The 10,601-nt window shown below is 67.2% G+C and carries 14 protein-coding genes; 4 read left to right on the top strand and 10 right to left on the bottom strand.

Annotation, left to right across the window (positions count from 1 at the left end; translation table 11 throughout):
- Positions 1 to 152 precede the first annotated feature (152 nt).
- Together E2L08_RS12180 and E2L08_RS12175 are read right to left on the bottom strand one after the other, a co-directional pair.
- Positions 153 to 647, bottom strand: coding sequence for a hypothetical protein (locus E2L08_RS12180; RefSeq protein WP_206077008.1), 495 nt, complete (start codon positions 645 to 647; stop codon positions 153 to 155).
- 11 nt (positions 648 to 658) lie between these two features.
- Complete coding sequence (locus E2L08_RS12175; RefSeq protein ID WP_370450685.1) at positions 659 to 1,177, bottom strand: flagellar basal body-associated FliL family protein; 519 nt, start codon at positions 1,175 to 1,177, stop codon at positions 659 to 661.
- Between the two features lie 144 nt (positions 1,178 to 1,321).
- Here E2L08_RS12175 and fliF point away from each other — a divergent pair, with 144 nt between their 5' ends.
- The 4 genes from fliF to fliP are packed head-to-tail and all read left to right on the top strand — an operon-like array spanning position 1,322 to position 4,557.
- Positions 1,322 to 2,908 carry a flagellar basal-body MS-ring/collar protein FliF gene (fliF, locus tag E2L08_RS12170; protein ID WP_338069521.1) on the top strand — a complete coding sequence of 529 codons (1,587 nt, stop codon included), beginning with the start codon at positions 1,322 to 1,324 and terminating at the stop codon, positions 2,906 to 2,908.
- The gene (locus E2L08_RS12165; RefSeq protein WP_133397364.1) at positions 2,908 to 3,504 is read left to right on the top strand and encodes a FliH/SctL family protein; all 597 of its coding nucleotides are present in this window, start codon (positions 2,908 to 2,910) and stop codon (positions 3,502 to 3,504) included. Before fliF ends, E2L08_RS12165 begins: the two co-directional genes overlap by 1 nt.
- Complete coding sequence (locus E2L08_RS12160; protein WP_133397363.1) at positions 3,497 to 3,811, top strand: FliM/FliN family flagellar motor switch protein; 315 nt, start codon at positions 3,497 to 3,499, stop codon at positions 3,809 to 3,811. Before E2L08_RS12165 ends, E2L08_RS12160 begins: the two co-directional genes overlap by 8 nt.
- 8 nt (positions 3,812 to 3,819) lie before the next feature.
- The gene (fliP, locus tag E2L08_RS12155) at positions 3,820 to 4,557 is read left to right on the top strand and encodes a flagellar type III secretion system pore protein FliP (protein ID WP_133397362.1); all 738 of its coding nucleotides are present in this window, start codon (positions 3,820 to 3,822) and stop codon (positions 4,555 to 4,557) included.
- A gap of 56 nt (positions 4,558 to 4,613) precedes the next feature.
- Here the strand turns inward: fliP and E2L08_RS12150 are convergent, their stop codons facing one another.
- The 8 genes from E2L08_RS12150 to puhA form a co-directional block, all read right to left on the bottom strand.
- Positions 4,614 to 5,096, bottom strand: a complete 483-nt coding sequence (locus E2L08_RS12150) for a c-type cytochrome (RefSeq protein WP_133397361.1) — start codon at positions 5,094 to 5,096, stop codon at positions 4,614 to 4,616.
- An 87-nt stretch (positions 5,097 to 5,183) separates the two neighbouring features.
- A complete protein-coding gene (hemA, locus tag E2L08_RS12145; protein WP_133397360.1) occupies positions 5,184 to 6,395 on the bottom strand; it encodes a 5-aminolevulinate synthase in 1,212 nt (403 codons plus the stop codon).
- Positions 6,385 to 7,206 (bottom strand): putative photosynthetic complex assembly protein PuhE, encoded by an 822-nt coding sequence (puhE, locus tag E2L08_RS12140; protein ID WP_133397359.1) that lies wholly within the window; start codon positions 7,204 to 7,206, stop codon positions 6,385 to 6,387. Before puhE ends, hemA begins: the two co-directional genes overlap by 11 nt.
- Before the next feature lie 70 nt (positions 7,207 to 7,276).
- Positions 7,277 to 8,404 carry a magnesium-protoporphyrin IX monomethyl ester (oxidative) cyclase gene (gene acsF / locus E2L08_RS12135; RefSeq protein ID WP_133397358.1) on the bottom strand — a complete coding sequence of 376 codons (1,128 nt, stop codon included), beginning with the start codon at positions 8,402 to 8,404 and terminating at the stop codon, positions 7,277 to 7,279.
- Positions 8,401 to 8,703, bottom strand: coding sequence for an O2-dependent cyclase accessory protein (locus E2L08_RS12130; RefSeq protein WP_133397357.1), 303 nt, complete (start codon positions 8,701 to 8,703; stop codon positions 8,401 to 8,403). The genes acsF and E2L08_RS12130 overlap by 4 nt, the downstream gene beginning before the upstream one ends.
- A 1-nt stretch (position 8,704) precedes the next feature.
- Positions 8,705 to 9,187, bottom strand: a complete 483-nt coding sequence (puhC, locus tag E2L08_RS12125; RefSeq protein ID WP_133397356.1) for a photosynthetic complex assembly protein PuhC — start codon at positions 9,185 to 9,187, stop codon at positions 8,705 to 8,707.
- 12 nt (positions 9,188 to 9,199) lie between these two features.
- The gene (gene puhB, locus E2L08_RS12120) at positions 9,200 to 9,826 is read right to left on the bottom strand and encodes a photosynthetic complex putative assembly protein PuhB (RefSeq protein WP_133397355.1); all 627 of its coding nucleotides are present in this window, start codon (positions 9,824 to 9,826) and stop codon (positions 9,200 to 9,202) included.
- Positions 9,827 to 9,842: 16 nt separating this feature from the next.
- Positions 9,843 to 10,598 (bottom strand): photosynthetic reaction center subunit H, encoded by a 756-nt coding sequence (puhA, locus tag E2L08_RS12115; protein ID WP_133397354.1) that lies wholly within the window; start codon positions 10,596 to 10,598, stop codon positions 9,843 to 9,845.
- Positions 10,599 to 10,601 lie beyond the last annotated feature (3 nt).

The raw sequence follows: 10,601 nt of genomic DNA, 5'->3' as shown, positions 1-10,601 counted from the left end.
ATGACGTGTGACGACAAAATCCGCGCGGATTGCACCTTGCGCTCAGCCTAACTCATTGATTCTTCGTCTTGGCCGATGCGCAGCAGCCGAAAATCACCCCCGGAAGTGTCGAACTTCCGTGGCCCGCAGCCGCCCGTAGATCCCGCGCCGCGTCACGTGACCTGCCCCGCGCGGCGATGGGCGAAAAAGGACTGCGTCGGCGGCATCGAGACGACCGCCGCGGCCGGCGCCTCGGGCTCGGGTTCGGGCTCGGGTTCGCGTGCGTCGGCCGGGGGCGCGGGATGCAGCCGCGCGCCCCCAAAGCTGGGAGTGGGCGCCGGGGGCGGCGGCGATGCCGGTGCCGCGTCAGGTGCGGGCGACCGCGCCTCGATATCGTGCAGCGCGGCAAGCTGAAGCTCGAGATTGCGCGCCACGGTCTCGGCCCGTTCGGTCAGATCGCCCAGCGTCGCGTTCGAGCCCGAAGCGGCCTCGGTCGCGCGGTCGAGCGCGCGCATCAGGTCGTCGACCTGGCCCGACAACACGGCGACCGCGCCGCCGACCCCACGCTCGAGATCGGTAAAGCGCGTGAGACGGCGCGACAGGACATAGCAGTAGAACGCCAGCCCGAGCGCGCCTCCGATCAACAGGATATCAGCGATCTGCGACATCTCGACCCCCTTCAGCTCAATACGAATTCCATCACGAGGATGTCGCGTACGCGCCCCTCGCCGACGACCAGGGCCACGCGGCGCATGAGTTGCGCGCGCAGGTTGATGATCGCGCCGGGGGCCGAGAACTCCGCCGGATCGACGGCGCGAAGATACGAGTTCATCGCGTCCACGACGCGCGGCATCAGATATGCCACCTCGTCCACATGGGCCGACCCGACCTCGAGCTGGGCGGCAAAGCGCAGATGCTGCGCCTGGCCCGAAGTGAGGGAGACCACGATGGGATCGACCGGCAGAAAGGCGATGTCGCCGGTTCCCGGCACCTCGCGCCAGGCCGATGCCGATTCGGCTGCGGCGGACGCGTCGTCCGCGCCGCCGGCACCGTCGCGCGGGCCGAACACCATACCCGACCAGACGGCATAGAACCCGGCGCCGCCCAGCAGGAGACCGAGAATCGCACCGAGAACGAGCCCCTTTCCCCCGCCCTTTTTCACCGGGCCGCTTTCGGCCGCGGCATCCATCGCCGTCATGTCACGCTCCTTCTGAACCCGTTTCGGCGATCTCTGGATAACCCGGCATCCACTAACCGAATCTTAAGAGCGGCCGGTTCATACCGGGGTCACGGCGGGCAGAAGCCCGGCGCCACGCGTGACAGGAGGTCCGCCTTGCAGCAGGTGCTACAGATCTGGTCCGGGCTTTCGCCGAAACGGCGGATCGTCATGGGTCTTGCCACCCTGGCGATGTTCGTCACGGTTCTGGGCATCGGGCGGCTGGCCACGCAGCCGTCGCTGACGCTGCTCTATGCGGGGCTCGAGGCGGGCGCGGCCGGCGAGGTCGTGAGCGCGCTGGAACAGCGCGGCGCGGCCTACCAGATCCGCGGCGATTCGATCTTCGTGGACGGGGCCGTGCGTGACGAGCTGCGGATGACGCTCGCCTCCGAAGGGCTGCCCAGCAACCCGGTGCGCGGCTACGAGCTGCTCGACGAGATGACGGGGTTCGGCACGACGAGCCAGATGTTCGACAGCGCCGCCTGGCGCGCCAAGGAAGGAGAGCTTGCCCGAACCATCGTATCGTCGCCCACGATCGCGATGGCGCGCGTCCATATCGCCAATGCCGGGACCAAGCCGTTCCAGCGCGATCTGGAACCGACCGCATCGGTCATGCTCACCCCGGCCGGCAGCGGCCTGTCGGCGGCGCAGGCCCGCGCGGTACGCTACCTCGTCGCGTCGGCGGTCGCGGGGCTCGCGCCCGAGAATGTGTCGGTGATCGACGCGAATGGCGGCGTCATCCTCGCGGGCGACGGCGACGGGGCGCGTGAAACCGGCGAGGCGGGGCGCGCCGCCGAACTCAAGCGCAATGTCGAACGGCTGCTCGAGGCGCGGGTGGGCTATGGCCGCGCCGTGGTCGAGATCGCGGTCGAAACCGTGACCCAGCGCGAGGAGATCAACGAACGCCGGATCGACCCCGAAAGCCGCATTGCGATCAGCGAGGATGTCAGCCAGTCCTCGTCGAACGCGAGGGATGCCGGCGGCGGCGACGTCACCGTCGCCAGCAACCCGCCCGATGGCGACGCCGCAGGCGGTGGCGACGGATCGTCCTCGACCGATACGGAAACGCGGGAACGCACGAATTACGAGGTGTCCGAGACGGTCCGCCAGGTGGTCAAGAGCCCCGGCGCCGTCGACCGGATCAGCACCGCCGTCCTCATCGACGGCATCCGCGGCACCGGTGCCGACGGCGCCCCGACCTGGACCCCGCGCCCCGAGCCCGAGATGGCGGCGCTGCGCGAACTGGTGGCCGCCGCCGTGGGGTTCGACGAGGCGCGCGGCGATATCCTGTCGATCCAGTCGATGGAGTTCGAGCCGCTGCCGCTGGATGGCAGCGACCCGGTCGCCCGTCGCCTGTTCGGACCCATCGACGCCATGCGGCTCGTCCAGCTCGGGGTTCTGGCGCTTGTCGCGCTGATCCTGGGGCTGTTCGTGGTGCGCCCGGTCCTGCGCCAGCAGGCCGCGTTGCCCGCACCCGAAGGGGCGCCCGCCGCAGCCGCGGCCGCGGCGCCCCTGACCGGCGAGATCGACCCGCAGGACACGCCCGGCACCTTCATGCCGCCCGCCCTCGCCGATGCCCGCGCGACGCCGGGCAGCCCGGCGGCCTCCGGTGAAAGTCCGGCAGAGCGGCTGCGACAGCTCATCGACGAGCGGCAGGAGGAATCGCTCCAGATCCTGCGAAGCTGGATGGAAGACGAAGAGGAAACCGCGTGATGGCCAGGCTCGTCGTTCTAGAGGATTTCACACGATCCGCGGCCGCCGATGCGATGCCCGGCATCGACAACGCCCGGCTCGAGGCCGAGACGCTCGAGGCGTTCGACCGCGGCTATGCCGCGGGGTGGGACGACGCCTCGCGCGCGGCCGAACAGGACAGCGCCCAAGCCCTGAACGCGCTGAGGCTCAAGCTGCAGGACCTGTCCTTCACCTATCACGAGGCGCGCGCCCACGTGATGCAGTCGCTCGCGCCGCTGCTCGAGGCCATATCGCACCATGCCGTGCCCGAGATCCTGCGCGAGACGCTGGGCGCGCGCGTGGTGTCCATCCTCGACGATCTCGCCACCGGCAGCGATGGCGGCGAAGCCGAACTGTTGGTCGCACCGGGCGAGGCCGCCGGCGTCGAGGCCGCGATCGACGGGCTCGTCGTCTTTCCCGTCACCATCGTCGAAGAGGATCTGCTGTCCCCCGGCCAGATCCAGCTCAGGCTCGGCGCGGCCGAGGTTGCCGTCGATCTCGACGAGATGCGCCGGACCCTGAACGAGGCGCTCGATGCGCTGTCCACCCTCAACAAGGATATGCTGTCCCATGGATGACACCCACCATACCCCGCCCGACGCACCCAAAACCGCGCCGGATGCGTCGAAACACGCCACGCCCTTCAGCCGCGTGCCGGTCGAGATCGTGGTTTCGGTCGGCAAGGCCCGCCCCAAGCTGTCGGAACTGCTCAAGATGGGGCGCGACGCGGTGCTGCCGCTCGACACCAAGGTCGAGGACCCCGTCGAGCTTTATGTCGGGGATCGGCTGATCGCGCGCGGCGAGCTCGAAGAGATCGAGGGCGAGGGGCCGGGCCAGCTTGCCGTGCGCCTGACCGAGATCGCAGACCTGGAACCCGGCCTCTGACCTCCGCGATGCGTGCGGCCCCGATCCTCTGCGCGCTGGCATGGCTCTGCCTCGCCGGTCCCGCCATGGCGCAAAGCGTGACGCTCGACCTTGGCGAGGGGCTGGGCTCGGGCACGCTGGCCGGTCGTTCGGTGCAGCTTCTGATGCTGGTGACGGTGCTGAGCCTCGTGCCGGGGCTCCTGGTGATGGTCACGTGCTTTCCGTTCATCGTCACGGTGCTGTCGATCCTGCGGCAGGGGATCGGGCTTCAGCAATCGCCGCCCAACATGCTGATCGTGACGCTTGCGCTGTTTCTGACCTATTTCGTGATGGAGCCGGTGCTGATGATCGCCTGGGAGCAGGGAATCTCGCCGCTGACCGAGGGCGAATTGACGCTCGAACAGGCGTTCCCTCTGACGCTCGCGCCGTTTCGCGAATTCATGGCAGCCCGGATCGCGCCCGACACGTTCGAGGCGCTGGCCAGCCTGCGCCCCGGCCCGCCGCCCGGCTCGATCTCCGAGGATTCGTCGCTGTCGCTGATGGTCCCGTCATTCCTGCTGTCCGAGATCGAGCGCGCCTTTCGAATCGGCTTTCTCATTTTCCTGCCATTCCTCATCATCGACCTCGTCGTGGCGGCGGTCCTGATGTCCATGGGCATGATGATGGTGCCGCCCGCCATCGTGTCGCTGCCCTTCAAGCTCGCGTTTTTCGCGGTGGCCGATGGCTGGACGCTGATTTCGGGCGCGCTGGTGCGCGGCTACATGTGAAACGAGAAAGGGCCGCCCGGCGGGGGCGGCCCTTTCCCAACGTCAAGGCGCGGCGTTCAGCTTGCCGAATCCTCGGCGGCGGCGTCGGCCGCGTCGCCCTCTTCCATCTCGGGCCCGAGCGAGACGATATAGGCATAGACGTTCTTGGCGTCGTCCTCGCTGCGTACCTTGTAGGCCATCTTGCCGCGCGCACGGCTGTCGTCGAGATACTCGCGCAGGAAACCGGTCGGATCCTGCACATAGGCCACGAAATCGGCCTCGTTCCACTCGAGCCCGGCCTCGCCCGCCTCGACCATAGCGTCGGAGTAGCGGAAATCCTCGACGGTGCCGGCCACGCGGCCCTGGATCCCGTAGAGGTTGGGCCCCGTGCGACCGGCGCGGCCCGCGAGGGTGTTGCCCTCGTCATCGGCCACGACGTGACAGGCCGAACACTGGTTGAACACGGCTTCGCCCGCGGCGGCGTCGCCGGTGACCTCGGTCGCGGCAAGGGCCTGTCCGGCCCCAAGAAGGAATATTCCGGTCGTCGCGATAAACTTCATCTTGATCTACCTCTCTGGGGTGGTTCGACTCCGAACCCGTTTGCGGAACCTAGCGTGTCGTCGGCGCCGCGCAACCGGCATGATCGGTCAGGCGACCTGCCGCGACAACGCGCAGCGGCTCCACAGGGAATTGAGCGCCGAGACGAGGTGATCGATATCCGCATCGCTGTGGAACGGACCGGGGGTAAAGCGCAGCCGCTCGGTGCCCTTGGGCACGGTGGGATAGTTGATCGGCTGCACGTAGACGCCCCAATCGGTCATCAGGATATCCGCGATCATGCGGCATTTGACCGGATCGCCGATCATCACCGGGATGATGTGGCTCGGATTGTCGAGATGCGGAATGCCGTTCGCCTCGAGCCCGGCGCGCAGCCGCGCGACCTGCCGGCGCTGCCGGACGCGCTCGGTCTCGCTTTGCTTGAGGTGTTGCACCGAGACGCGCGCCGCCGCCGCCACCGCGGGCGGCAGGGCGGTGGTAAAGATGAACCCGCTGGCAAAGGACCGGATGAAATCGCACATCGCGCGCGACCCCGAGACATAGCCGCCGAAACAGCCGAACGCCTTGCCCAGCGTCCCCTCGATGATGTCGACCCGGTCCATGACGCCGTCGCGCTCGGCCACGCCGGCGCCGCGGGGGCCGTACATGCCCACGCCATGCACCTCGTCGAGATAGGTGAGCGCGCCGTGCTTGCGGGCGACCTCGCAGATCTCGGCGATGGGGGCGATATCGCCATCCATCGAGTAGACGCTTTCGAATGCGACGATCTTCGAGCGATCCGGCCCCACCGCGGCCAGCTTGCGGTCCAGATCCTCGGGGTCGTTATGGCGCCAGATGACCTTGTCGGCGCGCGAATGGCGGATGCCCTCGATCATGCTGGAATGGTTCAGCGAGTCCGAGAATATCACCGCCCCCGGCAGTCGTGCGCCCAGGCAGGACAGCGTGGCCCAGTTCGACACGTAGCCCGACGAGAACAGCAGCGCATCCTCCTTGCCGTGCAGGTCGGCCAGCTCGCGCTCGAGCATGACGTGGTGATGCGCGTTGCCCGAGATGTTGCGCGTGCCGCCCGCGCCGGTTCCGCAGGCGCGCGAGGTCTCGGCCATCGCCTCGACCACCTTGGGATGACGCCCCATGCCCAGGTAGTCGTTCGAGCACCAGACCGTCACCTCGGCCGGACCCTCGCCATGATTCCTGACGCGGGGAAACGACGCGCAGTCGCGTTCTAGATCCGCAAAGATCCGGTAATTGCCCTCGGCTTTCAGCGCCTCGAGCTGCGCCCCGAACTCGGCCTCAAAATCCATTGCTCGTACCCCCGCCTTTCATTCCCTTGTTCACTATCGCGGGATCATCCCGCTGGTTCCGCGGCAAGGCCCATCGCCAAAGCGACTCGTCGGGCAAGGGCAGAACCATCAACCAATGTTCCAAAAGCGCCAGCGTCGTCAGGCACAGCAGCAGCGCAAAGGCCGGCTCCCCGGTGACGGCAAGCCGCTCGATCCAGCAAAAGACGGCCAGCGTCAGCCCCAGGATCGAGACGGGAAACAGCCAGCTTACAGGGCCCTGCCGGAAATAGCTGGGCAGATGCGCCAGCGGCTCGGGCAGGAACTGCGCGTTGATCCGCGGGACGCCGAAAAAGATGTTGAGCTTGGCCGAGATCCGCGCGCCGAACAGCACCGCATAGGTCCAGAAGGCCAGCGTCGTCTCGGCCCCGCGCGTGGCGGCCCAGATCGCGACCAGCCCCGCGGCCAGCAAGAGCTCGTGCCAGGCCAGCGCCGACCAAGCGGCGCGGAACCGCTGTGCCTCGGTCACGCAGAACGGCATCTCATCGCGGCGCGGCCCCGTCACGCAGCCCGTCAGAAAGGCCGTCTCGATCCAGCCCCAGATCGCCAACGCCGACAAAAAGGCGCCATAGATCGCCAGTGGCCCGCCCATGTCGCGGGTGACGATGACCCCGGCGATCCCGGCGACCAGAACCGGCACGCTGGCCAGCAGCACGCGGCCATGCGCCCCCGCGCCGCGGCCATCGGCGCGTTTCACCGCCCACAGGATCACGCCGGTGGAAAACCACCACAGGAAAAGCGCGGTCGCGACGGCGATCCAGGGGTTGTCCAACACGCCCGCTCCTTCTCTGTTTCCCTAAATACTCATGTCGGACCGCCCGGTGACGGGCGATCCGGGCGACTGTTCAATAGGTCGGCTGAAGCCGGACGCTGGCCGGCGGCTCGGTCCGCCGGGCGGGCATGGTATAGATCGACGCAAAGGCCATCGCCGCCCGCGCCCCGGCGCCCACGCGGCCCAGCGCGCCCATGGCCCCGCCGCGGCGTTTCGCGGTCTCCATGTCGCGCATCGCCGCGTCGAGCCGCTTGCAGCCCCGGACGAAACGCGGGTTCTCGATGTCGATCTCGACGGGAAAGACCTGGCGGGCGATCTCGCTGGTCTTGCGGAACACCTCCATGTCGTACCAGTCGATATCGACGCCCAATGCCTCGTGGAACCGCGGCCGCGCGTGATCGCGCACCCACATGGTCGAATAGATCGCCGTGAGAAAGAACCGGATCCACAGTTTCGAGGTGAAGCTCTGCGTGATCTTCGGATCGGTGCGCATCAGCAGGGCGAATGCCTCGCCATGGCTGAACTCGTCGTTGCACCATTCCCTGAACCACTTGAAGATCGGGTGGAACCGGTGCTCGGGATGCGCCTCGAGATGGCGGTAGATGGTGATGTAGCGGGCGTAGCCGATCTTTTCCGAAAGGTAGGTGGCGTAGTAGATGAATTTCGGCCGGAAATAGGTGTATTTCTTTTCGCGGGTGAGAAACCCGAGATTCACCGCGACGCCCGCCTCGCGCAGCGCATCGTTGATGAATCCCGCATGCCGCGCCTCGTCGCGTGACATGTAACTGAACAATTCGCAGATATCGGGGTTGTTTCCGCGCCGCTTCATTTCCTTGTAAAGCACGCAGCCCGAAAACTCGGCGGTGCAGGACGAGATCAGGAAGTCGAGGAACTCGGCCTTCAGCTCAGGCTCCATCCCGTCCCAATCGACCTTGTCCCAATCCTCGGTCTTGCGGAAATGGCCCTTGTTGGGGTCCGAGCGCATCTGCTCGAGCAGTTCGTCCCAGTCCTTGCGGACGGGCGAGACGTCGATCGCGTCGAGCTCGTCGAAATCGGTCGTGTAGAACCGCGGCGTGAGCAGCGTGTTCTGCATGGCGAGATCGGTTGCCGCCTTGCTGTCGAAGCGGGATTGCTCCTGCTGGATGGCAAGGCCTTCCTCGGCTGTCGTGGCGTCTGCGGTATGACGTGCCTGCACGTTCATGGCCGAACCTCCATTTCCTCGGAAAAGCTGAATTCGCAAAGCTCCATGAACTCGAAATCTCCGGTCAGACGGGTCCAGAGCCTTTCGACGGCGCTTGCACGGGTGATCGTCGCGGTGCGCTTCTCGACCACCGCCTCGCCGAAGGGTGCCATGACGGGGGCACCGTGGACCAGCACCGTGTCGCCCGGATGGATCACGGCCCCGTTATCGAGACGGACATGGGCGCTGAGTTCCTCGAACTTGTGCACGACCTCGACCGTACAGGGCGCCTCTTCCCGGCTGCGCGTCAAAAACCCCATGTCATCCCCCTTCGAGATCGAACAGTTCCGCCCAGTGACGGGCATTGCCCGCGCCGAAAGACGTCAGTTCGGTCGTCCAGCCCGTCGCGGGATCGGACAACACCAGCCGGCCGTTTTCAAGCCGGCGCAATGCCACGGGCGGGTTTCCCTCGACCTTCGAGACCAGGCGCTTGCGCTCGAGCCCGTCGCCGACGACGGCGATGAACGCACCGTTCTCGCGGTCGACCAGCACCGAGCCGTCAGGCCGGACGAGCCGGATCGCCTGGCCGTCGGTCTCGAGGCTGAAGATCAGCTCATCCACCACCGGCGCGGGTTTCGGCACCCCCGAAAGCGGACGGTCGGTCAGCGACGCATAGGTCGCGATCGACAGGCCCAGCATGGCAAGCGCCCCCATGGCCACCAGCAACCGCTTGGGGATCATGTCGCGGTCGCGCCGTGCCATTTCGCGCGCTTCCGCGTCGTAATAAAGACCGCCTTCAGCCATCACATGTCCTCCTCATTCCGCCGCGATCGCGATTTCGGGACGTTCGGTGCGCGCGGCGACGGCATCCGACAAAAGCGCCGCCACGCGCGCGGGTTCGGGGATGCAGCGCAGGGCGGGCTGCACGATCTTCATCTTCCAGGGGCGGACATGGGGCCACATGACCGCATAGCTGAGCCTTGCGCCCTTGACCGGGGTCAGGGCGATGGTGCCCGTGCCGCCCGTGCCGGGCGCCATGTCGGCCCCCGCGATCCGCGCAAAGGGCATGTTGAGCGTGATCGTCAGCGCCGCGCCGATCCGCATCGCCACCCGCTCGGTCGTGATGGTGTAGAGCGTGGCGCGCGCCTGGATCCACGCGACCCCCAGCACGATGCCGCAGGCGACCGCCCCCAGCAAAAGAAAGGGCAGCCCCAGCATGATCGCGCGCCCCAGCCCGAACTCGGGCACGAGGGTGGCGACCCGCCAGGCATAGAGCCCCGCGAAATACGCCGCGATCCAGGTCAGCCACATGGATTCCCGCGCCAGGGCCAGCGTCCTTGGACGCCCCTGCCACAGGATCGACTCGCCGCGGGGAAGACGTTCGGGCAGGCCCGGAACGGGTTCGGTGCGAAAGTCGGGATCGTCGGTGTAATCGCGGGGCATCTCGTGCCTTCCTTTCTCAGTCGTACAGCAGGCCGCCGCCGAAGAAGGCGACGATGCGCTCTTCCTCCAGCAGGGTGATCTGCTCGGCGCTTTTCAGTTGCGGGATCTGCGTGGCGCGGTGCGAGGACAGGGTCATCGCATCCACGAAGCGCGGGCGAACCCGGACGAACTGCATCGGCATGAGCCGCCGGCCGCCGCCGAACTGCGGGTCGATCTCGATCTCGAGATAGCGGATGAGCTGCTCGGGGACGTCGACCCACAGGTCGACCACCGTGCCGATCACCGGGTCGTCCTTGGCCACCACGGGCATGCCGCGCGGATCGCGCCCGGCCGAAACGGTGAACTCCTCGAGCGAGGACATCGGCTGGATCTTGACGTGGCCTTCGCCGGTCAGCTCGGGCAGGTCGCCGCGCGGCGTCCACGAGGCCGGCCCCACGCCGTCGACGATGGGATCGCCGGTCGGCTTGTGCGGAAAGCCCTCGCCCACCGCGGTGCGCGCCATGGCAAGCTCGGTCCGCGCGTGGTTGGCCTCGTTCTCGGCCGAGGGCACGACGACGTCGGGGCGCCCGAACGGCATGTTGATCGTCTTGGGCTTGGGCACCGGGAACGGGCCCTGGTTGGGCGATACGCTGCCATCCTCGAGCTCGAGCGGATAGCCTTCGCGCATGTTTTCGGTCTGAAGATAGTAGATCAGCCCCGCGAAGAAGATCCAGAAGCCCCAGATGGCGAGCGATGCCAGATCGAAGTTTCCAAAGAATGTGACGCCGACCATATC

Source organism: Palleronia sediminis (assembly GCF_004358695.1).
Classification (GTDB): Bacteria; Pseudomonadota; Alphaproteobacteria; order Rhodobacterales; family Rhodobacteraceae; genus Palleronia; species Palleronia sediminis.
This window is presented reverse-complemented; position numbering and strand designations above follow the sequence as displayed.

Excerpts from the sequence above, each read along its gene's own strand:
- E2L08_RS12180 (WP_206077008.1), bottom strand. The coding sequence starts at position 647 with ATGTCGCAGATCGCTGATATCCTGTTGATCGGAGGCGCGCTCGGGCTG.
- E2L08_RS12175 (WP_370450685.1), bottom strand. The coding sequence starts at position 1,177 with ATGACGGCGATGGATGCCGCGGCCGAAAGCGGCCCGGTGAAAAAGGGC.
- E2L08_RS12165 (WP_133397364.1), top strand. The coding sequence starts at position 2,908 with ATGGCCAGGCTCGTCGTTCTAGAGGATTTCACACGATCCGCGGCCGCC.
- E2L08_RS12160 (WP_133397363.1), top strand. The coding sequence starts at position 3,497 with ATGGATGACACCCACCATACCCCGCCCGACGCACCCAAAACCGCGCCG.
- fliP (WP_133397362.1), top strand. The coding sequence starts at position 3,820 with ATGCGTGCGGCCCCGATCCTCTGCGCGCTGGCATGGCTCTGCCTCGCC.
- E2L08_RS12150 (WP_133397361.1), bottom strand. The coding sequence starts at position 5,096 with ATGAAGTTTATCGCGACGACCGGAATATTCCTTCTTGGGGCCGGACAG.
- hemA (WP_133397360.1), bottom strand. The coding sequence starts at position 6,395 with ATGGATTTTGAGGCCGAGTTCGGGGCGCAGCTCGAGGCGCTGAAAGCC.
- acsF (WP_133397358.1), bottom strand. The coding sequence starts at position 8,404 with ATGAACGTGCAGGCACGTCATACCGCAGACGCCACGACAGCCGAGGAA.
- E2L08_RS12130 (WP_133397357.1), bottom strand. The coding sequence starts at position 8,703 with ATGGGGTTTTTGACGCGCAGCCGGGAAGAGGCGCCCTGTACGGTCGAG.
- puhC (WP_133397356.1), bottom strand. The coding sequence starts at position 9,187 with ATGGCTGAAGGCGGTCTTTATTACGACGCGGAAGCGCGCGAAATGGCA.
- puhB (WP_133397355.1), bottom strand. The coding sequence starts at position 9,826 with ATGCCCCGCGATTACACCGACGATCCCGACTTTCGCACCGAACCCGTT.
- puhA (WP_133397354.1), bottom strand. The coding sequence starts at position 10,598 with ATGGTCGGCGTCACATTCTTTGGAAACTTCGATCTGGCATCGCTCGCC.